The 20,240-nt window shown below is 63.6% G+C and carries 24 protein-coding genes and 1 tRNA gene; 15 read left to right on the top strand and 10 right to left on the bottom strand.

Translation table 11 applies throughout. The annotated features are described in order from the left end of the window. Nucleotides 1–5: 5 nt before the first annotated feature. From ssuC to E1748_RS20615, 3 genes are all read left to right on the top strand, one after another. A complete protein-coding gene (ssuC, locus tag E1748_RS20625) occupies nt 6–815 on the top strand; it encodes an aliphatic sulfonate ABC transporter permease SsuC (protein ID WP_240766696.1) in 810 nt (269 codons plus the stop codon). After that, complete coding sequence (locus E1748_RS20620; protein ID WP_133649000.1) at nt 812–1,801, top strand: ATP-binding cassette domain-containing protein; 990 nt, start codon at nt 812–814, stop codon at nt 1,799–1,801. Before ssuC ends, E1748_RS20620 begins: the two co-directional genes overlap by 4 nt. Nucleotides 1,802–1,868: 67 nt before the next feature. Further along, nucleotides 1,869–2,084, top strand: a complete 216-nt coding sequence (locus E1748_RS20615) for a TOBE domain-containing protein (protein WP_133648999.1) — start codon at nt 1,869–1,871, stop codon at nt 2,082–2,084. 27 nt (nt 2,085–2,111) lie between these two features. Here the strand turns inward: E1748_RS20615 and E1748_RS20610 are convergent, their stop codons facing one another. Continuing rightward, the gene (locus E1748_RS20610) at nt 2,112–2,384 is read right to left on the bottom strand and encodes a hypothetical protein (RefSeq protein WP_133648998.1); all 273 of its coding nucleotides are present in this window, start codon (nt 2,382–2,384) and stop codon (nt 2,112–2,114) included. 192 nt (nt 2,385–2,576) lie between these two features. Then, entirely contained in the window at nt 2,577–2,852 is a 276-nt protein-coding gene (locus E1748_RS20605; RefSeq protein WP_133648997.1) for a hypothetical protein, read from the bottom strand. Between the two features lie 273 nt (nt 2,853–3,125). Between E1748_RS20605 and dusA the strand changes: the two genes are divergently transcribed. From dusA to E1748_RS20590, 3 genes are all read left to right on the top strand, one after another. Beyond that, nucleotides 3,126–4,133 carry a tRNA dihydrouridine(20/20a) synthase DusA gene (dusA, locus tag E1748_RS20600; protein WP_133648996.1) on the top strand — a complete coding sequence of 336 codons (1,008 nt, stop codon included), beginning with the start codon at nt 3,126–3,128 and terminating at the stop codon, nt 4,131–4,133. 88 nt (nt 4,134–4,221) lie between these two features. Then, nucleotides 4,222–4,297, top strand: a tRNA-His gene (locus E1748_RS20595). Nucleotides 4,298–4,527: 230 nt separating this feature from the next. Then, nucleotides 4,528–4,824 (top strand): hypothetical protein, encoded by a 297-nt coding sequence (locus E1748_RS20590; RefSeq protein WP_133648995.1) that lies wholly within the window; start codon nt 4,528–4,530, stop codon nt 4,822–4,824. 79 nt (nt 4,825–4,903) lie between these two features. Here E1748_RS20590 and E1748_RS20585 read toward each other — a convergent pair whose 3' ends face one another. Both E1748_RS20585 and E1748_RS20580 read right to left on the bottom strand, forming a co-directional pair. Next, a complete protein-coding gene (locus E1748_RS20585; protein WP_133648994.1) occupies nt 4,904–5,116 on the bottom strand; it encodes a DUF3820 family protein in 213 nt (70 codons plus the stop codon). A 12-nt stretch (nt 5,117–5,128) separates the two neighbouring features. After that, entirely contained in the window at nt 5,129–6,559 is a 1,431-nt protein-coding gene (locus E1748_RS20580; protein WP_133648993.1) for a DHA2 family efflux MFS transporter permease subunit, read from the bottom strand. A 135-nt stretch (nt 6,560–6,694) separates the two neighbouring features. Here E1748_RS20580 and E1748_RS20575 point away from each other — a divergent pair, with 135 nt between their 5' ends. Together E1748_RS20575 and E1748_RS20570 are read left to right on the top strand one after the other, a co-directional pair. Next, nucleotides 6,695–7,747, top strand: coding sequence for an NADP(H)-dependent aldo-keto reductase (locus tag E1748_RS20575; protein ID WP_133648992.1), 1,053 nt, complete (start codon nt 6,695–6,697; stop codon nt 7,745–7,747). A gap of 395 nt (nt 7,748–8,142) precedes the next feature. Then, nucleotides 8,143–8,565 (top strand): hypothetical protein, encoded by a 423-nt coding sequence (locus E1748_RS20570; RefSeq protein WP_133648991.1) that lies wholly within the window; start codon nt 8,143–8,145, stop codon nt 8,563–8,565. A gap of 53 nt (nt 8,566–8,618) precedes the next feature. Here E1748_RS20570 and E1748_RS20565 read toward each other — a convergent pair whose 3' ends face one another. Both E1748_RS20565 and nodI read right to left on the bottom strand, forming a co-directional pair. Then, on the bottom strand, nt 8,619–9,449 hold the full coding sequence (locus E1748_RS20565) for an ABC transporter permease (protein WP_133648990.1): 831 nt from the start codon (nt 9,447–9,449) through the stop codon (nt 8,619–8,621). Nucleotides 9,450–9,532: 83 nt separating this feature from the next. After that, nucleotides 9,533–10,447, bottom strand: coding sequence for a nodulation factor ABC transporter ATP-binding protein NodI (gene nodI / locus E1748_RS20560; RefSeq protein WP_133648989.1), 915 nt, complete (start codon nt 10,445–10,447; stop codon nt 9,533–9,535). Between the two features lie 265 nt (nt 10,448–10,712). On the opposite strand from nodI, the gene E1748_RS20555 reads away from it, so the two are divergent. Beyond that, nucleotides 10,713–11,174, top strand: coding sequence for a universal stress protein (locus E1748_RS20555; protein WP_133648988.1), 462 nt, complete (start codon nt 10,713–10,715; stop codon nt 11,172–11,174). A gap of 24 nt (nt 11,175–11,198) precedes the next feature. Here the strand turns inward: E1748_RS20555 and E1748_RS20550 are convergent, their stop codons facing one another. From E1748_RS20550 to lexA, 3 genes are all read right to left on the bottom strand, one after another. Continuing rightward, entirely contained in the window at nt 11,199–11,834 is a 636-nt protein-coding gene (locus tag E1748_RS20550; RefSeq protein ID WP_420819346.1) for a DUF2939 domain-containing protein, read from the bottom strand. 165 nt (nt 11,835–11,999) lie between these two features. Then, a complete protein-coding gene (locus tag E1748_RS20545; RefSeq protein ID WP_133648986.1) occupies nt 12,000–12,338 on the bottom strand; it encodes a hypothetical protein in 339 nt (112 codons plus the stop codon). Between the two features lie 20 nt (nt 12,339–12,358). Then, on the bottom strand, nt 12,359–13,009 hold the full coding sequence (lexA, locus tag E1748_RS20540) for a transcriptional repressor LexA (RefSeq protein ID WP_133648985.1): 651 nt from the start codon (nt 13,007–13,009) through the stop codon (nt 12,359–12,361). A 314-nt stretch (nt 13,010–13,323) separates the two neighbouring features. Here lexA and E1748_RS20535 point away from each other — a divergent pair, with 314 nt between their 5' ends. The 6 genes from E1748_RS20535 (at nt 13,324) to E1748_RS20510 (ending at nt 19,607) form a co-directional block, all read left to right on the top strand. Beyond that, nucleotides 13,324–14,388 (top strand): sulfate ABC transporter substrate-binding protein, encoded by a 1,065-nt coding sequence (locus E1748_RS20535; protein ID WP_240766695.1) that lies wholly within the window; start codon nt 13,324–13,326, stop codon nt 14,386–14,388. Nucleotides 14,389–14,587: 199 nt separating this feature from the next. Further along, entirely contained in the window at nt 14,588–15,490 is a 903-nt protein-coding gene (cysT, locus tag E1748_RS20530) for a sulfate ABC transporter permease subunit CysT (RefSeq protein ID WP_133648984.1), read from the top strand. Then, on the top strand, nt 15,487–16,488 hold the full coding sequence (gene cysW, locus E1748_RS20525; RefSeq protein WP_133648983.1) for a sulfate ABC transporter permease subunit CysW: 1,002 nt from the start codon (nt 15,487–15,489) through the stop codon (nt 16,486–16,488). The genes cysT and cysW overlap by 4 nt, the downstream gene beginning before the upstream one ends. 3 nt (nt 16,489–16,491) lie before the next feature. Beyond that, complete coding sequence (locus E1748_RS20520; RefSeq protein ID WP_133648982.1) at nt 16,492–17,553, top strand: sulfate/molybdate ABC transporter ATP-binding protein; 1,062 nt, start codon at nt 16,492–16,494, stop codon at nt 17,551–17,553. Between the two features lie 64 nt (nt 17,554–17,617). Continuing rightward, nucleotides 17,618–18,544, top strand: coding sequence for a CysB family HTH-type transcriptional regulator (locus E1748_RS20515; RefSeq protein WP_133648981.1), 927 nt, complete (start codon nt 17,618–17,620; stop codon nt 18,542–18,544). Between the two features lie 34 nt (nt 18,545–18,578). Continuing rightward, a complete protein-coding gene (locus tag E1748_RS20510) occupies nt 18,579–19,607 on the top strand; it encodes a type II asparaginase (RefSeq protein ID WP_133648980.1) in 1,029 nt (342 codons plus the stop codon). A gap of 90 nt (nt 19,608–19,697) precedes the next feature. Here the strand turns inward: E1748_RS20510 and lysM are convergent, their stop codons facing one another. Further along, entirely contained in the window at nt 19,698–20,186 is a 489-nt protein-coding gene (lysM, locus tag E1748_RS20505; protein WP_133648979.1) for a peptidoglycan-binding protein LysM, read from the bottom strand. Between the last annotated feature and the right edge of the window lie 54 nt (nt 20,187–20,240).

Genomic DNA, 20,240 nt, shown 5'->3' with positions numbered 1-20,240 from the left:
CCGTCATGGCTACATTCGATCTGAAACAGGGCGGCGCGGCGCGCCGGCTTGCCGCGCACGCGGCGCCATGGATCGCGCCACTCGCGATCCTGCTCGCGTGGGAATTCGCCGCGCGCAGCGGCGTGCTGTCGACGCGCGTACTGCCCGAGCCGATAGCGGTCGTGAAAGCGGCGTGGTCGCTGATCCAGTCCGGGGAAATGTGGGCCGACGTGAAAGTGAGCACGTGGCGCGCGGTGTCCGGCTTCGCGATCGGCGGCAGCATCGGGCTTGTGCTTGGTCTCGCGACAGGGCTCTTCAAACCCGCCGAGGTCGCGCTCGATTCGACCGTGCAGATGATCCGCAACATCCCGTCGCTCGCGATGATCCCGCTCGTGATCCTGTGGTTCGGCATCGAAGAGCAGGCGAAGGTGTTTCTCGTCGCGCTCGGCGTGTTCTTTCCGATCTACGTGAACACGTTCCATGGCATCCGGTCGGTGGATGCGAACCTGATCGAGATGGCGCGCAGCTACGGCGTGAAGGGACTCGCGCTGTATCGCGATGTGATTTTGCCGGGTGCGTTGCCGTCGATTCTCGTCGGCGTGCGTTTCGCGTTCGGCTTGATGTGGGTCACGCTGATCGTCGCCGAAACGATCTCCGCGCAATCGGGCATCGGCTACATGACGATGAACGCGCGCGAATTCCTGCAAACCGATGTAGTCGTGGTCGGCATCCTGCTGTACGCCGGGCTCGGCAAACTCGCGGACATGCTCGCGAAGGCGCTCGAACGCGTCACGCTGCGCTGGCATCCCGCGTATCAACGAGGAGCGAAGACATGAACGCGACGACTCTGGCGGCTTCGTGGAGCGGCATCGCGGGCAGCGATCTCGAAGCGGAACTGGTGCAGCCGCGCACGCACGATCGCGATGCGGATGAAGCGGCTGCGTTCGACGGGCGTCGCGTCGCGGGCGCGACGCCGCTTGCACGCGATGCGGGGCGGTCGGGTGGGTCCGATGCATCGAACGATTACGCCGTCGAACTGAGCGGCGTCGGCAAGCGCTACGGCGAGCGCACGGTGCTCGAGGACTTCGACCTGTCGATCGAGCGCGGCAGTTTCGTCGCGATCGTCGGACGCAGCGGCTGCGGGAAATCGACGCTGCTGCGTCTCGTCGCGGGCCTCGAGGCAACGACGGCCGGTAAGCTCGACAAGCGCGGCGCGAACGGCGCACCGCTTGACACGCGGATCATGTTTCAGGACGCGCGGCTGCTGCCGTGGAAGACGGTGCTGCAGAACGTGATGCTGGGTCTCGGCCGAGGCGCACGCGACGATGCGCGCGCAGTGCTCGCGGAAGTCGGACTCGAAGCGCGCGCGAACGACTGGCCCGCGCAGCTGTCGGGCGGCCAGCGGCAGCGCGTTGCGCTCGCGCGTGCGCTGGTGCATCGGCCGCAACTGCTGCTGCTCGACGAACCGCTCGGCGCGCTCGATGCGCTGACGCGGATCGAAATGCATGCGCTGATCGAACGGCTGTGGCACGAGCACCGGTTCACCGCGCTGCTCGTCACGCACGACGTACACGAAGCCGTCGCGCTCGGCGACCGCATCCTGCTGATCGAAGAAGGGCGCATCGCGCTCGATCAGCCGGTACCGCTCGCGCGGCCGCGGGCCCGGTCATCGACCGGTTTCGCCGAGCTGGAAGAGCACGTGCTGCAACGCGTGCTGAAGACGGCGCCGAACGACGACACCCAGCCATTCCATGTACGCGATGAACGCGATGGACGCGACGAGCGCATCGCGCGGCCGACCGAAGTGCGCTGGGCCATCTGATGCATGTAAAGCACTGCGGACGCAAACGTCCGCCCGATTTTCTGTCGATCCACTGGAGCCACTCGCTATGAGCATTTCCGCAATCAACGTACGCAATCAGTTCAGGGGTAAGGTCAAGGAGATCATCCGCGGCCCGGTGGTCTCGGAAGTCGATGTCGATACGCCGTTCGGCGTCGTCACGTCGGTGATCACGACGCGCTCGATCGACGAGCTCGAACTCAAGGTCGGCGCGGAAGTCGTCGCGCTCGTGAAGTCGACGGAAGTGTCGATCGCGCGGCTCTGATTTCAGCGAGCGTCCGCGCCGCTGGTGTTACTTCGCGTTGGCGGCGCTGGCGGGCGGCGTGCGCATCATCTTCTCGTTGGTGGGCTTGCGCGGCCGCTCGATCGGCATGTTGTCGGGGTTGTGCGGAGTCGCGCCGTCGACGGTTGCCTGAGGAGGCTTCGCCATCGAGGCGCCGTCCGGCACGTTGGCCGATTGTGCGAACGCGCTGCCGCTGCCGGCAATCATCAGGATCGACGCGAGTGCGGTGGCGGTGGCGACGATGCGACGTGGGTTGATGCGACTGGGTCTGTGCAGTTTCATCCGGTCCTCCTGTACGGCCGTATCGGGCCGTCTGTCACGGATAGACTGCGCGCGCCGCCAAAAATTCGACGGAAGGCAGGTTCTCGTCACGTTCCAGAAACGACAAAGCCGGAGGTTCTTGATGAACCTCCGGCTTTTTACTGCTTGCTGCTTTTACGGTAGGTCTGCTTCGACCCGCCGTACGATCATCGATTAATGACCGAAGAACACCGAGCCCGGGCCCGTTGCGGCTGCACGGGTACCGGCTTGCGACGACGTGTCGCTCACGCCACCGTACGACGTTGCCGTGTTCGAAGCGGCTTGACGCGCTTCAGCGGCGAGCGTTTGCGAGTTCTGGCCTTGTTGCGAAGCCGGAGCGCCCACCGCCGGACGGTAGAACGGTGCCGGGCCGTAGCCGCTGGCGAAAGCAGGAGCCGCGATGGCGGCGGAAGCGGCGATCAGTGCTGCAGCGATAAGCTTGGTCTTCATGATGTAACTCCATTCGGTTCGTTCAGAAAGACGTTGCGGCAGGATTGGGTTCTGGTTGCAACGTCGATGGAGCTAGTGTATTCCCTTACTATCAAAAATCTATGCCGATAATCCGAAATTACTTTTCTCAAAATCGGAATAATGCTTTGAGGCCTGTCCGGCGGGGCTTTGCGGCCCGGCAGGGTCGCTGACGAGGCCGCCGGTGGCCGGTTGGGCGGGTTGCGGTAAAATCGCGGTTTGATCCATGCGGCCTGCGCCGCCCCAGCCGTCTCCATGTCCCACGCCCCGTCTTCCAGTCCCAGCCCCCGCCGCGTCAGCGTTGCGCCGATGATGGACTGGACCGATCGTCACTGCCGCTCGTTTCATCGCGCGTTGTCGCGCCATACGTGGCTTTACACGGAAATGGTGACGACCGGCGCGCTGATCCATGGCGACGTCGCGCGGCATCTCGCCTTTACCGCGGACGAAGCGCCAGTCGCGTTGCAGCTCGGCGGCAGCGAACCGGACGATCTCGCGCGTTCGGCGAAACTCGGTGAGCAGTGGGGCTACGACGAGATCAACCTGAATTGCGGCTGCCCGTCGGAGCGCGTGCAGCGCGGTGCGTTCGGCGCATGCCTGATGAACGAACCGCTGCTCGTCGCCGATTGCGTGAAGGCGATGCGCGACGTGGTCTCGGTGCCGGTCACGGTCAAACACCGGATCGGCGTCGATGCAGTAGAGGAATACGGCTTCGTGCGCGACTTCGTCGGCACGATCGCCGACGCGGGCTGCACGGTCTTCATCGTGCATGCGCGCAACGCGATTCTCAAAGGACTGAGTCCGAAAGAGAACCGCGAGATTCCGCCGCTCAAATACGACTACGCGTACCAGCTGAAGCGCGATTTTCCGCAGCTCGAGATCATCCTCAACGGCGGCGTGAAGACGCTCGATGAAGTGGACGAGCATCTGCGGCACGTCGACGGCGTGATGCTCGGACGCGAGGCGTATCACAACCCGTTCGTGCTCGCGGACGTGGACGCGCGCTTCTACGGCGCAGCGGATCGCGCACTGACCCGCGAAGAAGCCGAAGCGAAACTGATCGACTACTGCGCAGCCGAACTCGCGCGCGGCACGCAGCTCAGCTCGATCACGCGGCATGCGCTGGGTCTTTATCGCGGCGTCGCGGGTGCGCGTGGCTGGCGACGCGTGCTGTCCGACAACAAGAAGCTTGCCGCCGCCGATCTGTCGATCTTCGACGAGGCGCGGCAGTATCTGCGCGAGTCGGCCGAGATGATTGAATAAAGGGCTAGGCAAACGCGGGTCATGTTTGTATAATCTCGCTTCTTGATCGGCAAGCCAGTTCTTGGTGAGCCAAAGAGATGTTTCAGTGGTGGCTGTAGCTCAGTTGGTAGAGTCCAGGATTGTGATTCCTGTCGTCGTGGGTTCGAGTCCCATCAGCCACCCCATCGTTTCTCTTCTGCAGCAAATCCCTACGTCAAAAGTTTTCTCAGCGCGCTTGAACATTGCGTGATGTGTCGTCGTGTCTGCATCGCTGAGACACGCAGCCCAGCCATTCGTCCCATAACGAACGACGCATTCCCGGACACCCATACCCGCATGCATCCTTCAAGACATCGGACGTCGAACGCACGCGGATATCCCGCGCACCCGACGACCGTTTCTCAAGGAGATCAGCATGCCGCAACAAGACATCAATGTAGAAACGACGGTCGCGTTCGACTTCGGTCAGCATTCGCCGGTGACGTTCACGAATCTCGGCCCGGGTAACGTCGACGTGCATGTGGACTACAACCGCGGCACCGCGACGAATCCGCAGTGGAGCAGCGCGCTGACCGGCGCGTCCGGGATTCCCAATCCGAAGAGGCTTGCGAGCGGTGCGAGCTTCGTCGTGCGACGCACCGACCTCGAAGCCGACCATGTGCGGCTCGGCGTACATGGCGACACCAGCGCAGGTGTGCGGATCGTCTGGTGATGTTCGTGTGCGGGCGACGTGCGTGCATGAGGCGCACGTCGTGTGCGTCGCAGACGTCACGCATGAAGCGCGGAGAACGTCAGCGCTTGCGCAACGGATCGAGCAGGCCCTTCAGTCCGTTGTGATCGATCTCCTGCATCAGCGCGAGCAGTCGCCCGAGTTCGCCCGACGGAAAACCTTCTTTCGCAAACCAGTTTAGATAATGCCCAGGCAGATCCGCGAGCACGCGTCCCTTGTATTTGCCGTAGGGCATCACGTACGTGACGAGTCGTTCGAGATGTTCGGGATTCATGGCTTGCCAACCTTATGCGTTGCGTCGCGCGCGTCCGCTTACGTGCGCGCCGGCGTCGCGATCGAGCGAGAACACGTCGAAGATCGCGACGACGCCCAGCACGGCGACCAGCAGGAACGCGACGCTGAAATCGGCGGGCGTCACGGACTGCGCCGGATGTCCGTGCAGCCACGCAGCGATGCGCAGCGCGATCGCACCGGCTGCGACGCCCATGCCCATCGTCATCTGCGTGAGCGTGCTCGATAACGTCGACGCGCCGCTCATCTGCGGCTTCGGGACATCGGCGAAACTCAGCGTGTTGATCGCGGTGAACTGCAGCGAGCGCGCAAGGCCGCTGACGAACAGCACCGCGACGATCCACACGTACGGCGTGGTCGGCGTCAGCAGGCTCATGGCCGCGAGCGAGATCGCCGCGAATGCACCGTTGACGACCAGCACCGGACGGAAGCCGAAGCGCCGCATCACCGGAGTCGTGACGAGCTTCATCGCGAGATTGCCGGCGAACACGGCGAGCGTCAGCAGCCCGGAGCGAAACGCGTCCATCCCGAAGCCGACCTGGAACATCAGTGGCAACAGGAACGGCACCGCGCTGATCGACACGCGAAACAGCAGCCCACCACCGTTCGCGACCGCGAACGTTTTCACACGAAACGCAGACAGATCGATGACCGGATGCGCCGTGCGGCGCAGGTGAAACAGCGCAGCCGCGCCGGCCGCGCAGCCGACCACGAGGAACGCGAGCGCCTGCCGCCACGGTGCGTCGGCGCGGCCGGTCAGCTCCATCGCGTACATGATCGCGGTGCCGGCGATACCGCACAGCGCAAAGCCGATGCCGTCGAACGGTCGCCGTTCGGGTTCTTTGGCGTTGTCGAGAAAGCGCCACGCGAGCACGAGACCGATCAGCCCGAGCGGCACGTTCAGATAAAAGATCCAGCGCCACGACGCGTGCGTCGTGATCAATCCGCCGAGCGGCGGTCCGATCACCGGCGCGACGAGTCCGGGCCACGTGATGATCGAGATCGCGCGCATCAGATCGTCTTTCGGTGTGGCGCGCAGCACGGCGAGCCGGCCGACCGGCACCATCATCGCGCCGCCGATCCCCTGCAGCACGCGCGTGGCGGTGAACGCGACGAGTCCGTCGGTGATCCCGCAGAGCATCGACGCGCCCGTGAAAACCGCGATCGCCGCCGTGAACACGGTGCGCACGCCGAAGCGGTCGGCGATCCAGCCGCTGATCGGGATGAACACGGCGAGCGTCAGCAGGTAGGACGTGATGCCGATGCTGAGGTCGACCGGATGTACGCCGAACGAGCGCGCCATCTGCGGTAGCGCGGTCGCGATGATCGTGCTGTCGAGGTTCTCCATGAAGAACGCGGCGGCGACGAGCGTGACGATCAGCGACGAGCCGGCGGGGGGCGCGGCAACGGACGGCGATTCTGACATCGGCACGACACTCCCAAAGGCAAGACTGGCTGACGGAAAGCTTCACATTCTAGCGGCGCTGCAGACGCCGTGCTGTCATGGTAACTTCGACGCTTTCCGCATATTCGCGCTTATTCAACCAACAGGAACCGTTCGATGGAATACCGCAGACTTGGCGATACGGACGTGCAGGTCAGCCTGATCGGACTCGGCACCATGACGTGGGGCGAGCAGAACACAGAGCAGGACGCGCACGCGCAGATCGATTACGCACTCGACCAGGGCGTCACGCTGATCGATGCCGCCGAAATGTACCCGGTGCCGCCGCGCGCCGAAACGCAGGGCCTGACCGAGCGCTACATCGGCACGTGGATCGCGCAGCATCGCAGCGCGCGCGACCGGATCGTGCTCGCGACGAAGATCGCAGGTCCCGCGCGTCAGCCGCACAATCCGCGGCATATCCGCGGCGAGGGCAACCAGTTCGACCGCAAGAATCTGACCGAGGCGCTGAACGGCAGTCTCGAGCGCCTGCAGACCGATTACGTCGACCTGTACCAGCTGCACTGGCCGGACCGCAGCACGATGACGTTCGGTCGCAACGTTTATCCGTGGCTCGAAGACGCGTACACGGTGCCGATCGAAGAAACGCTGTCGGTGCTCGCGGACTTCGTGAAGGAAGGGAAGGTGCGGCATATCGGCGTGTCGAACGAAACGCCGTGGGGTGTCGCGCAGTTTCTGCGGGCGGCCGAGAAGGTCGGTCTGCCGCGCATCGTATCGATCCAGAATCCGTACAGCCTGCTGAACCGCACGTTCGAAAGCGGTCTGTCGGAATTCACGCATCGCGAACACGTCGGGCTGCTCGCGTATTCGCCGCTCGCGTTCGGCTGGCTGTCGGGCAAGTATGAAGGCGGCGCGCGGCCGGCAGGCGCACGCATCACGCTGTTCGAACGGTTCGCGCGTTACAGCAAGCCGCATACCGTGCAGACGACGAGCCGTTACGTCGAACTCGCGAAGCGGCATGGTCTGTCGCCCGCGCAGTTCGCGCTCGCGTTCGTCAATGGCCGGCCGTTCGTCACGAGCAATCTGATCGGCGCGACGTCGCTCGAGCAACTGAAGGAAAACATCGGGAGCGTCGACGTGAAGCTGTCGCCCGAAGTTCTCGCCGAGATCGACGCGCTGCACGAACTGCAGCCGAATCCCGCGCCTTGAGCGTGTAGTACGCGTAGTGCTCGTAGTCCTTGTGGGTCCCGAAATGCTGGTCCGTATGCGACCGGTGTTTCGGGACCCGCGCCGTTTCTACACGGCTCGGCCGTGCCCCACCTGCGGGGGCGGCGCTTATTCTTCCTCAGTCGACTCTGTTGCCGTCCACGCACGTCACGGGTAAATCTCCCTGCGCGGATTGCCAATCGCGACCTAAACTGGGTAAGGCTATCCGGCGCGACATGTGCGGCTCGAGCCCAACAGCTAGTGAGCCGGCCCCTGTTGCAATGGTACGATTCAGTCGCGATGCGTATTTTTACGCGTGTCGCGCGGCGCCTTTGCGCGCGACCGGCGAATGACGCCGGCGTGCCGCCGCTATTACGTTATCGGACTCAGGACATCGAATGGCCCAACAAAAAACCAATCCGAAACTCGAACAGGCGCTGACGCGCGGCGATCTTGCGATCCGCCAGGCGAACTCGGCGCGGGCTACCGCATTACTGCGCGCGCTGGGCAAGATGATCGTCGAGGCATCGGCGACGATCGGCGTCGAAGCGTTCACGCTGATTCACGACGGCGACCGCATCTACGATCCGGCTGATGGCTTGTGGCCGCAGGCACTGCTGGTATCGCTCGACGGCACGGTCGAGGAAGCCGATCCGGACGAACTGCGCACGATCCGGCTGATGGCCGACGATCCTTCGACGGTGTTTCGCGTCGAATGGCAGCGCGCCGACGGCAAGATCGGGCGCCAGGAAGGCGGTCCGTTCGCGACGGTCGCGTTCATTTCTGATGTCGATATTCCGTGGACCGACGACGAAGACTGAATCGCGATCCCCATTCCGATCACAACGCCTGACGGCTACGCGATGCGTCGCCGTTAGCGCATCATCCGCCGCTTGAACAGCACCGCCGACACGCAGAACGGCACGACCACATAGGCCACGAGCACCGCGACGTGCAGCGTCGCATGCTCGACCGGCCGACCGAGCATCGCGGCCCGGATCAGTTCGACCGCATGCGCTAGCGGCAGCAACTGCGTGATGTGCTGCGCGATCGACGGTAGCTGTGTGACCGGAAAGAACACGCCGGACAGCAGCATCATCGGCGTGAGCACGAGCGTCTGATAGAACATGAAGAAATCGTAGGACGGCGCGAGCGCGGTGACGATCATCGCGACGCTCGCGAACGCGAGCCCCGCGAGCACGACGACCGGCAACGCAAGGAGTACCGACGGGAAGCTCGCATAGCCGAGCGCACCGGCGACCAGCATGATCGCCGCACCCGACAACACGGCCTTGCAGCCCGCCCAGATCGTTTCGCCGAGCACGATGTCGCCGAGCGTGAGCGGTGTGTGCATGATCGCTTCCCACGTGCGCTGCACATGCATCCGCGAAAATCCCGAATAGGTCGCCTCGAAGCTCGCCGACATCATCACGCTCGACCCGACCGTGCCGGCCGCGAGGAACGCGATGTACGACACGCCGTCGACGTGCCCGACCATCAGCCCCAGGCCGAAGCCGAGTCCGAACAGATAGATCATGGGATCGGCGAGATTGCCGAACATCGATGCGAGCGCGAGCTTGCGCCACACCAGATAGTTGCGGCGCCACACCGCGACCCAGTTCACCGCGTTCGCGGGCAGCGCGGCGAAGCGTGCGGCGGTCGGTGCCTGATCTTGAGCGGGTGTATCGAAACGGCTTGCGTCCATGATGCGGATTTGTCTCCATGGGACTCAGGTGGTCTGCGTCCGTGTGTTGTGTCGCGTCTCGTCTTGTCTCTTTAATCCGGCGATCAGTCCTGCATCTCGCGGCCGGTCAGACGCAGGAACACGTCTTCGAGATTCGCCGGGCGATGCAGGTAACGCAGATCGGTACGCTGTGAGAGTTTTGCATGTACGGGCTGTGCGTCCTCGACATAGCAGAACAGCGTCTCGCCGCTGATCTCCGTGCGCACCGCGAGTGGCGCGAGTTCGTCGCGTAGCGCGATCGGGTCCGGACCGTAAATCTCGACCACGTCGCAGCCGATCTCCGACGCGATCAGTTCCGACGGCGCGCCTTCGGCAATCTTGCGTCCTTCCTCGATCACGCACACCCTGTTGCAGAGTCGCTCGGCTTCTTCCATGAAGTGCGTGGTCAGCAGGATCGTCTTGCCGCGGACGAGCAGCGAGCGCAGACGCTCCCAGATCAGATGACGCGCCTGCGGATCGAGACCGGTGGTGGGCTCGTCCATGATCAGCACGTCGGGATCGTTGACGAGCGCGCGTGCCAGCGTCAGACGTCGCCGCATCCCGCCAGACAATTCGCTGACGCGCGCGTGTGCCTTGCTCTCGAGTCGCGCGAATTCGAGCAGCGACGGCACGAGCGCGCGCGTCTGCGCGGCGCTCAGGCCGAAGTAACGGCCGAACACCAGCAGGTTCTCGCTGACCGTGAAATCCGGGTCGAGGTTATCGAACTGCGGCACGACGCCGATGCGCATCCGCGCGAATCGCGCGCGTGCGGGAATCGGTTCGCCGCACAGGCGGATCGCCCCTGCATCGGGGGCTGCGATGCCGAGCAGCATCCGCAACGTGGTCGTCTTGCCGGCGCCGTTCGGGCCGAGCAGACCGAAGCACTCGCCGGTCCGCACATGAAACGACAGGCCGTCGACGACCGTTTTCTCACCGTAATGCTTGCGAACCTCGTGAAACTCGATGGCGGTATCCGACATGGATGACGAAGACTCCGGAAACGATGCGCCGGCGCAACGCATCAGATGACGCTGCGGGTGCCGGCAAGGCTTGCCATTCTAGGGCATCGACGGATCGGTCGCGGCGCTCGTTGGGCGGCCGAGGGCGTGCGTTGCGCGTGCTTTTGCAGTGCCGCACGCCCCATATCGGGGCCGGACGTACCTGGCGTTTTCCATCCCTTGCAACCTGAATTGCGGCGCACCATGATTGAATCGAAGCCCGCGATTGGCGCGGACGGAGATCATCATGGCGAGCTACCAGAAAATCCTGTTGTGTTACGACGGCTCCCGAGAGGGTCGCAAGGCATTGCGCTGCGGCGCTGATCTCGCGCTGGATCTGAAAGCCCAGACGCACTTGCTATCCGTGGTCGATATGCGGTCCAGCATCGCGCAGAGCGCCGGTTTGCTGACCGACGTGGCGTGCGGCAGTTTCGAGAAGACTGCGCGCGACATTCTCCAGGAAGGCGTCGACTGGCTGACCGAGCGCGGTGTAACTGCGCAGGGGCATTTCGCGTTCGGCCATCCGATCGACGAAATCGCGAATCTCGCTAACGAACTGCAAGCCGATCTGGTCGTCGTCGGGCATCGCTGTCGCACGGGCCTGTCGCGATGGTGGATGGGCGCGGGTAATACGCAACTGCTCGACCGCGTGTCGTGCAGCATTCTGGTGGCGTGCTCGTCGGTGGAGGAGCAGCGCGCGGCGGCTTGAGTCTGCTGCTAGCTGAGACTGAGGCTAGTGACCGTTCAGATCGACGGCCGCCAGCTTCCACGAAAACAGCCCTTCCCGATGCAGGATCGCGGAGTAGCGCGTGTCGCCGACACCGTGCTGATACGTGATCACGAATTCGTTCAGGCTGCGATAACCCGCCGTGGTTTGCGGAGGCTGTGGCGGTGACGACGCATCTTTCGCGACAGGCGGCTGTGGCTGTGGCGGTTGTGTCGGAGCGGCATCGGCTGGTTGCGGAGTTGACGGAGGCGGGGGAGGACGCTCGCCCGGTTCGCCACGCGGCGGAATACCGTTCAACAATGCGGCGACACCGTCCGGGGTCGCATATGAATCGACGAGCGGACTAATCAACGCGACACCGATCATCGCACCGAGCGCCGCTAGCGGATTGCCACTGTTTTTGACATCGAGACGCCGCGCGAGCAGCGCGGTGACCTGCTGCTTGAGACTCTCACGCAATGCAGGGAAATCGACGTATTGATTGACCGTTGCCGCATCGCGCGCATCGGCCGCACGCTTCAGACGATCGAGAGCGACATAAGGCGATGCGTAGCCGTATCCGATCAGCGCGATCACCACAATCACGACGAGCGCAATGATCGACGACTTGCGGAATCCTCCGCGCTCGGCGCGACGGGTCATGCGGACGGAACCAGCCATTGCGCAATGCTCTCCAGTGAAACGACGGGGCAGCCTGTGACGACAGGCTCAACATGATGTGGACCGTGCGGGCAACAAAAAATATCCCGAAGCCGGCACTCGATCCACGTTCATTGTGATGACTGTCCCGTTGGACCACGCACAACGTTACTCAAACAACGCGCCTTGCATGCCCGCGTTTTCTTCTGCGATTGCACGATCGATCATCCGGCATACCGCGTCGACCGTGCCCACCATGATGAGTCGCTTCGGTCCGTGATAGACGCGAACCGGTGCACGTCGAGCCGGCTCGGTGTTCAGCGATGCATTCAGCGACACGCGAGCAAAGGCCGGCAGCGAAGAAGGCAACGCGGACTGGCCTGACGGCTCGCTGTCGAACAGCGACGACGTGTCGGCTGCTTCGAGCGGTGCGCACGGGACGACGCCGCGCAAATGACGCAGACGTCCGAACTGGCGAAAAGGCAGCAGGCGGGCAAGGCGTTCCATGAATCTCTCCAGGCGACAGTTCAGAATTCGGTGGGCCGGATCAGCCCAACCGCGATGCCTTCGAGCGCGAAGTCGCCACTCCCGGCTTCAACAAAGATGTTTTCGTAATCGGGGTTCTCGGCGATCAGCTCGATGCCGTTCGGCCGGCGCTTCAGGCGCTTCACCGTGACGTCGTCGCCAAGCCGCGCGATGATGATCTGGCCGTCTTTCGCCTCGCTCTTTCTCTGCACGGCGAGCAGGTCACCGTCGAAGATGCCCGCGTCGCGCATCGACAGCCCGCGCACTTTCAGCAGGTAGTCGGGCTTGCTCGAGAAGAGCGCCGGGTCGCACGCGTAGTGCTGCGAGATATGTTCCTGCGCGAGGATCGGGCTACCGGCTGCCACACGGCCGATCAGCGGCAGCGACAGTTGCATCAGGCTGTTATGCGGCAGCGTGAACTGGTGCGGCAGATCGCCCGGTCCGGGCACGAGGCGGATGCCGCGCGACGCGCCCGCCGCCAGCTCGATGACGCCCTTGCGCGCGAGCGCCCGCAGATGCTCTTCCGCGGAGTTGGCCGAACTGAAGCCGAGCTCCGCAGCGATTTCCGCCCGCGTGGGCGGGAAGCCGGTGCGCTCGATGGCGCGGCGGATGAGTTCGAAAACTTCTTGCTGTCGTGCGGTGAGTTTGGTCATGGCGCCACTGTATGGATAGACAGGTGACTGTATTTTTATACAGTATCGGGCGCATATCAAGCGTTACTTTAAGTTCGTCGCCGCAGCCCGCTGTTCGAGCGTCGGAATCGGCTGTCAGAACACCCGTTTTCGTGCCGCAACGCCACGCCCAGCCGTCATTACCACTTTTACGTATTAAAAAATGAACAAACATTATTTTTAATGATGAAAGCCCTTCGATAGACTGGTTTCGACCTGCTGGACGGGCGCACTGGACGGCATAGACCGCGCTCAGAACAACGGCACCGGCACACACCACACCACGGAGAAAGCGGATGGCTTATCGGATTACGGGGCTCGGGCAGAGGGCAACACAGCGGGCAACAAACAAGGCAAGGCATTTCATCGCGACGCTGGCGCTCGGCGCCGCGGCGGCAATCGGCTTCGTGCCGCACGCTCATGCCGCCGACACGACATTGCTGAACGTGTCGTACGACCCGACGCGCGAGCTTTATCAGGACATCAATCAGGCATTCGGCAAGGAGTGGAAGGCGAAGACCGGCGAGACCATCACGTTCAAGCAGTCGCACGGCGGCTCGGGTGCGCAGGCGCGCTCGGTGCTCGACGGCCTGCAGGCCGACGTCGTCACGCTCGCGCTCGCCTACGACATCGATGCGCTCGCGAACAAGGGGCTCATCGATAAAAACTGGCAGAAGCGTTTGCCGGACAACGCATCGCCGTACACGTCGACGATCGTGTTTCTCGTGCGCAAGGGCAACCCGAAGCACATCAAGGATTGGGACGATCTGACGAAGCCGGGCGTGTCGATCGTCACGCCGAACCCGAAGACGTCGGGCGGCGCGCGCTGGAACTACCTGGCCGCGTGGGCGTATGCGCTGCATCAACCGGGCGGCAACGAGCAGAAGGCGAAGGAGTTCGTGTCGAAGCTGTACAAGAACGCCGGCGTGCTCGACTCGGGCGCGCGCGGTGCGACGACGAGTTTCGTTCAGCGCGGGATCGGCGACGTGTTGATTGCGTGGGAAAACGAAGCGTTCCTGTCGCTGAAGGAGTTCGGTCCGGACAAGTTCGAGATTGTCGTGCCGTCGGTGAGCATTCTTGCCGAGCCGCCGGTCGCGGTCGTCGACAAGGTGGTCGACAAACACGGCACACGCAAGCTCGCCGAGGCGTATCTGAACTTCCTGTATAGCGACGAAGGGCAGGAGATTGCCGCGAAGAACTTCTACCGGCCGCGTTCGAACAAGGTTCCTGCGTCGCTGACCGACAAGTTTCCGAAGCTGAAGCTGTACACGGTCGACGACACGTTTGGTGGCTGGACGAATGCGCAGAAGACGCACTTTGCGGACGGCGGCGTATTCGATTCGATCTACCAGTCGCAGTAACGCAATACGGCAGGCGCAACACCGCAGTACATAAAGAAGCGGAACGCGGAGAGCCGGACGACATACACGGCGACCCACGCGACGACATCAGGCAAGCGCGCCCCCGGGCGCGCTTTTCGGCCAGATGGGTCGCGCGATTCGACCTGTATAACACCGGCCCCGACGGGTCCGCGGCACCCAACCCTGACAGAGTATCGGCATGACGACGTTTACTTTCCGCAAACCGAGCGCATTGCCCGGTTTTGGCGTGACGCTCGGCATCACGGTGGCGTATCTGAGCCTCGTGGTGCTGATTCCGCTTGCGGCGACTTTCCTGAAGACGGCGACGCTCGACTGGGCGCAGTTCGTGCGCGCAGTCAGTTCGCCGCGCGTGCTCGCGTCGTACCGGCTGACGTTCACGTCGGCACTCGGCGGCGCGTTGATCAACGCGGTGTTCGGTTTTCTGGTCGCGTGGGTGCTGGTGCGCTACTCGTTTCCGGGCAAGCGGATCGTCGATGCAGTGGTGGATCTGCCGTTCGCACTGCCGACGTCCGTCGCGGGCATCTCGCTCGCGGCCGTGTATGCGGGCAACGGCTGGATCGGCCAGTTTCTTGCGCCGCTCGGCATCAAGATCGCGTTCACGCCGCTCGGTGTGCTGGTCGCGCTGACGTTCATCGGCTTGCCGTTCGTCGTGCGCACGGTGCAGCCGGTGCTCGAGGAATTCGAGCGCGAGCAGGAAGAGGCCGCCGCGTGCCTCGGCGCGTCGCGTTGGCTGACGTTTCGGCGCGTCGTGTTGCCGGCTGTTTTCCCCGCGCTGCTGACCGGCTTCGCGCTCGCGTTCGCGCGTGCGCTCGGCGAATACGGCTCGGTGATTTTCATCGCAGGCAACGTGCCGATGAAATCTGAGATCACGTCACTGCTGATCATCACGAAGCTCGAACAGTACGACTATGCCGGCGCAACGGCGCTGGCCGTCGTGATGCTGGTCGTGTCGTTCGTGATGCTGCTGCTGATCAATACGTTGCAGTGGTATCTGCAACGTCGTACTGGACGTGGCCGCACGGCACCGTCGAATCCTGCTGCTAGCACGGGTACAGCAGTTACCGCAGGGGGCGCGCAATGAGCGGCGAATCCACGCTTCAACAAGGCAACGTCGTACGCCGTCCCGATCCCGTCACCGAATCGCGCGTCGTGCGCTGGCTGTTGACCGGCATCGCGCTGCTGTTTCTCGCACTGTTTCTCGTCGTGCCGCTCGTCTCCGTGTTCGTCCAGGCGTTCAGCAAGGGCGTCGATTTCTATTTCGAAGCGCTCGCCGATCCGGATGCAGTATCCGCAATCAAGCTCACGCTGCTGACCGCGGCGATCGCGGTGCCGCTCAATCTCGTGTTCGGTCTCGCGGCGTCGTGGGCGATCGCGAAGTTCGAGTTTCGCGGCAAGGCGCTGCTGACGACGCTGATTGATCTGCCGTTCTCGGTGTCTCCGGTGATCTCGGGTCTCGTCTACGTGCTGCTGTTCGGCGCGCAGGGCTGGTTCGGTCCGTGGCTGCAGGATCACAACGTGCAGATCATTTTCGCGGTGCCCGGCATCGTGCTCGCGACGATCTTCGTCACGTTCCCGTTCGTCGCACGCGAGCTGATTCCGTTGATGCAGGCGCAGGGCAACGACGAGGAAGAGGCCGCGCATGTGCTTGGCGCATCGGGCTGGCAGATCTTCCGTCGCGTGACGCTGCCGAACGTGAAATGGGGGCTGCTGTACGGCGTGATCCTGTGCAATGCGCGCGCGATGGGTGAGTTCGGCGCGGTATCGGTGGTGTCCGGCCACATTCGCGGACAGACCGACACGATGCCGCTGCACGTCGAGATTCTCTACAACGAATACAACTTCGCGGCGGCGTTCGCGGTGGCCTCGGTGCTTGCGTTGCTCGCGCTTGTGACGCTCGGTCTGAAGCTGCTCGCCGAGCGGCATATGTCGGCAGAATTCGCCGATTCGCGGGCTGTGCCCGCACATGCGGGACCGGCGCTGGCGTCGGCTTCAACATCGGCGAGTCCGGCCACGCGGTCCGCATCCGCAACGAAAACCTCGCAGCAGGCAGTTCAGAAAACGGTTCAAGGGGAGTGGTAAGTCATGGGCATCATCGTTCGTAATCTGCAAAAGCGCTTCGGCGATTTCGTCGCGCTCGACAACGTATCGCTCGACTTTCCTCCGGGCGAACTCGTCGCGTTGCTCGGACCGTCCGGCTGCGGCAAGACCACGCTGCTGCGCGTGATCGCAGGGCTCGAATACGCGGACGCGGGTCAGGTCGTGTTGCAAGGGCAGGATGTCGCGACCGTCGGCGCACGCGAGCGTCAGGTCGGCTTCGTGTTCCAGCATTACGCGCTGTTCCGTCACATGACGGTGTTCGAGAACGTCGCGTTTGGTCTTCGCGTGAAGCCGCGCAAGGAGCGTCCGTCGGAAGCCGTGATCCGCGAGAAGGTGCACGAACTGCTGAAGCTCGTGCAGCTCGACTGGCTCGCGCAGCGCTATCCGTCGGAACTGTCGGGTGGTCAGCGGCAGCGGATCGCGCTGGCCCGTGCGCTCGCCGTCGAACCGAAAGTGCTGCTGCTCGACGAACCGTTCGGCGCGCTCGATGCGAAGGTCCGCAAGGAACTGCGCGGCTGGCTGCGTCGTCTGCACGACGACCTGCATATCTCGACGATCTTCGTCACGCACGATCAGGAAGAGGCGCTCGAAGTCGCGGACCGCATCGTCGTGCTGAACCATGGACACGTCGAACAGGTAGGCAGTCCGCAGGACGTGTACGATCATCCGCAGACGTCGTTCGTCTACGAGTTCCTCGGCGCGGCGAACCGGTTGCGGGGCAGCGTCGGGCAGGGCGGCGGTTTTGTTGTCGACGGCGCAGCGAAGCCGATCGCGACCGAAGCCACGTTCGAAGGACCGGCGCTTGCGTATGTGCGACCGCACGACCTCGTGCTGTACCCACAGGCCGCAGGCCATCGCGACGGCATCGTGGTCGACGTGCGACGCGTGGTGACGCTGGGCGGATCGGTGCGCGTCGAGCTCGAAGGCCAGGCCGGCCACGTGCTCGAAGCGGAACTCGATCGCGAGACGTGGCGCGAGCTGCAGCTCGGCATCGGCGACGGTGTGACTGCCGTGCCGCGCGCGCTGCGCGTATTCCCGGCGCCTTGATGTGAACAGGCAAACGCGCTAACCCGATAACTCCTCCTACTCTGGCCGAACCGGAGACACACAGATGAACTTCCAGCAATTGCGCTTCGTGCGCGAGGCCGTGCGCCAGAACATGAACCTGACCGAAGTCGCGAACGTGCTGTACACGTCGCAGTCGGGGGTTTCGAAGCAGATCAAGGATCTCGAGGACGAACTCGGCGTCGACATCTTCATTCGACGCGGCAAGCGTCTGACCGGACTCACCGAGCCGGGCAAGGCAGTCCATCAGCTGATCGAGCGGATGCTGCTCGACGCGGAGAATCTGCGTCGCGTCGCGCGGCAGTACGCGGATCAGGACAGCGGCCATCTGGTCGTCGCGACGACGCACACGCAGGCGCGCTACGCGTTGCCGAAGGTGGTGCGCCGTTTCACCGAGATCTATCCGAAGGTGCATCTCGCGCTGCGTCAGGGCAGCCCGCAGCAGATCGCGCAGATGATCATTAACGGCGAGGCGGACATCGGCATTTCGACCGAAGCGCTCGACCGTTATCCGGACATCGTCACGTTCCCGTGCTATTCGTGGCATCACGTGGTGGTCGTGCCGAAGGACCATCCGCTCGTCGGTAAGGAAAGTCTGTCGCTCGAAGAAATCGCCGAGTACCCGATCGTCACCTACGATCAGGACTTCACCGGCCGCTCGCACATCGATCAGGCGTTCGCGAAAGCAGGCGCATTGCCCGACGTCGTGCTGACCGCGATCGACGCCGACGTGATCAAGACCTACGTCGAGCTCGGCATGGGTATCGGCGTGGTGGCTGCGATGGCCTACGATCCGAAGCGCGACAGCGAACTCGTGGCGCTCGATACGCAGCATCTGTTCGAGGCGAGCACGACGCGCGTCGGTCTGCGCAAGGGCGCGTTCCTGCGCGCGTATGCGTACCGACTGATCGAAATGTTCGCACCGCATCTGACCGAAGCTGAAATCGCGGCGCAGCTGCGCGAAGTCGCTTGAGGGACGTGGCCGCGCTTCGCTTACAATCGCGGCCATGAATACCTCTATCTCTTCCTCTGCATCCGCGTTGCCGCGTATTACCGTGCTGGCTACGGGCGGCACGATCGCCGGTTCGTCGGCGGATGCGACCAGCACCGCGGGTTATCAGGCCGGTGTCGTCTGCGTCGGGCAATTGCTCGGCGCGGTGCCGTCGTTGTCATCGGTCGCGCAGATCCAGTCGGAGCAGGTCGCGAGCATCGACAGCAAGGACATGTCGCTCGCGCTGTGGAGCACGCTCGTGCAACGCGTGAACGCGCTGCTCGCCACCGATGCGGTCGACGGCATCGTCATCACGCACGGCACCGACACGCTCGAAGAAACCGCGTACCTGCTGCACCTGACCGTGAAAAGCACGAAGCCCGTCGTGTTGGCGGCGGCGATGCGGCCATCCACGGCTTTGTCCGCCGACGGTCCGCTCAATCTGCTGAACGCGGTGACGGTCGCGGCGAGTCGCGCGGCGCACGGGCAGGGCGTGCTCGTTGCGTTCAACAACCGGATTCACTGCGCACGCGACGTCGTGAAGACAAGCACGTATGCGATCGATGCGTTTCAGTCGCCGGAGATTGGTGCGCTCGGCTGGGTGCAGGACGGTCGCGTCGATTTTCAGCGTAGCGCGCTGCGGCCGCATACGGTCGCGAGCGAATTCCAGGTGAGCGCGGTGAGCGCGAACTGGCCGCAGGTCGAGATCGTGTCGAGCTATGCGGGTGCGTCGCGCGTGCCGGTCGATGCGCTGGTCGCTGCGGGCGTGCGCGGGATCGTCATTGCGGGCACTGGCAACGGTTCGATTCACAGCACCGTGCAGCAGGCACTCGTCGATGCCGTCGCGCGTGGCGTCGCGGTCTTACGTGCATCGCACGTCGGCTCGGGCCACGTGATGCGCAACGGCGCGGCATCCGACGATACGCTCGGCTTTGTCGCAGCGGGTTCGCTGAATCCGTACAAGGCACGCGTGCTGCTGATGCTCACGCTCGCGATGGGCACGAACGGAGCGACGGCGCTGCAACACGCGTTCGATACGTATTGATTTGAATTGACGCGGGAGCGGGGCACTTGCCGCGCGTGCGATACGTGGGCCTAGACACGTACCGCACGCGGGATGAACAACAGCGGGACGTTACTGCGCAGCCGGAATCACCAGCACCTGACCCGGATAGATCTTGTCCGGGCTCTTCAGCATCGGTGTGTTGGCCTGAAAGATCACGTCGTTCTTCGCGCCGCTGCCATAGTACTTTTCTGCGATCTTCCACAGATTGTCGCCCGACACGACGGTGTAGTACTGCGGTTCCGGCGTGGCGTTCGTGACGGTCAGCTGGTCGTCCACCTTGTCGACGTTCTGCACGTTGCCGGCCGACACGAGGATCTTCGACTTCGTGTCCTGATCCGCTGCGTTACCCGATACGGTCACGGTATGGCTCGAGCCGTCGTAGGTGACCTGCAGGTTGTCGGCGTCGAGACCTTGCGCGCGGATGTATGTGGCGATCGCGTCGCCGGCGGTCTTGTTCAACGCATCCAGATCGGCTGGCGCGGCTGCGGCTGCTGCGGGCGCTGCTGCAGCGCCGAGCAGTTTTTCGCCGGCTTCCTTGATGAAGCTGAGAATACCCATCGATCATTCTCCTAACGAGGTTGAAAAGACTCGGGAAATCTGCGGCCCGATAGG

The organism is Paraburkholderia flava (genome assembly GCF_004359985.1).
GTDB classification, from domain to species: Bacteria; Pseudomonadota; Gammaproteobacteria; order Burkholderiales; family Burkholderiaceae; genus Paraburkholderia; species Paraburkholderia flava.
Note: the sequence above shows the minus strand (reverse complement) of the source record. Positions and strands in the feature narration are given on the sequence as shown.

Bases quoted from the DNA above. Each gene is read 5' to 3' on its own strand.
- E1748_RS20585 (WP_133648994.1), bottom strand. From the start codon at position 5,116: ATGAATCCCGAACATCTCGAACGACTCGTCACGTACGTGATGCCCTAC.
- E1748_RS20520 (WP_133648982.1), top strand. From the start codon at position 16,492: ATGGGCATCATCGTTCGTAATCTGCAAAAGCGCTTCGGCGATTTCGTC.
- dusA (WP_133648996.1), top strand. From the start codon at position 3,126: ATGTCCCACGCCCCGTCTTCCAGTCCCAGCCCCCGCCGCGTCAGCGTT.
- E1748_RS20565 (WP_133648990.1), bottom strand. From the start codon at position 9,449: ATGGACGCAAGCCGTTTCGATACACCCGCTCAAGATCAGGCACCGACC.
- E1748_RS20555 (WP_133648988.1), top strand. From the start codon at position 10,713: ATGGCGAGCTACCAGAAAATCCTGTTGTGTTACGACGGCTCCCGAGAG.
- E1748_RS20610 (WP_133648998.1), bottom strand. From the start codon at position 2,384: ATGAAACTGCACAGACCCAGTCGCATCAACCCACGTCGCATCGTCGCC.
- E1748_RS20545 (WP_133648986.1), bottom strand. From the start codon at position 12,338: ATGGAACGCCTTGCCCGCCTGCTGCCTTTTCGCCAGTTCGGACGTCTG.
- E1748_RS20605 (WP_133648997.1), bottom strand. From the start codon at position 2,852: ATGAAGACCAAGCTTATCGCTGCAGCACTGATCGCCGCTTCCGCCGCC.
- E1748_RS20550 (WP_420819346.1), bottom strand. From the start codon at position 11,834: ATGACCCGTCGCGCCGAGCGCGGAGGATTCCGCAAGTCGTCGATCATT.
- cysT (WP_133648984.1), top strand. From the start codon at position 14,588: ATGACGACGTTTACTTTCCGCAAACCGAGCGCATTGCCCGGTTTTGGC.
- lysM (WP_133648979.1), bottom strand. From the start codon at position 20,186: ATGGGTATTCTCAGCTTCATCAAGGAAGCCGGCGAAAAACTGCTCGGC.
- E1748_RS20510 (WP_133648980.1), top strand. From the start codon at position 18,579: ATGAATACCTCTATCTCTTCCTCTGCATCCGCGTTGCCGCGTATTACC.
- E1748_RS20620 (WP_133649000.1), top strand. From the start codon at position 812: ATGAACGCGACGACTCTGGCGGCTTCGTGGAGCGGCATCGCGGGCAGC.
- E1748_RS20575 (WP_133648992.1), top strand. From the start codon at position 6,695: ATGGAATACCGCAGACTTGGCGATACGGACGTGCAGGTCAGCCTGATC.
- E1748_RS20535 (WP_240766695.1), top strand. From the start codon at position 13,324: ATGGCTTATCGGATTACGGGGCTCGGGCAGAGGGCAACACAGCGGGCA.
- E1748_RS20515 (WP_133648981.1), top strand. From the start codon at position 17,618: ATGAACTTCCAGCAATTGCGCTTCGTGCGCGAGGCCGTGCGCCAGAAC.
- nodI (WP_133648989.1), bottom strand. From the start codon at position 10,447: ATGTCGGATACCGCCATCGAGTTTCACGAGGTTCGCAAGCATTACGGT.
- E1748_RS20570 (WP_133648991.1), top strand. From the start codon at position 8,143: ATGGCCCAACAAAAAACCAATCCGAAACTCGAACAGGCGCTGACGCGC.
- E1748_RS20580 (WP_133648993.1), bottom strand. From the start codon at position 6,559: ATGTCAGAATCGCCGTCCGTTGCCGCGCCCCCCGCCGGCTCGTCGCTG.
- ssuC (WP_240766696.1), top strand. From the start codon at position 6: ATGGCTACATTCGATCTGAAACAGGGCGGCGCGGCGCGCCGGCTTGCC.
- cysW (WP_133648983.1), top strand. From the start codon at position 15,487: ATGAGCGGCGAATCCACGCTTCAACAAGGCAACGTCGTACGCCGTCCC.
- E1748_RS20615 (WP_133648999.1), top strand. From the start codon at position 1,869: ATGAGCATTTCCGCAATCAACGTACGCAATCAGTTCAGGGGTAAGGTC.
- lexA (WP_133648985.1), bottom strand. From the start codon at position 13,009: ATGACCAAACTCACCGCACGACAGCAAGAAGTTTTCGAACTCATCCGC.
- E1748_RS20590 (WP_133648995.1), top strand. From the start codon at position 4,528: ATGCCGCAACAAGACATCAATGTAGAAACGACGGTCGCGTTCGACTTC.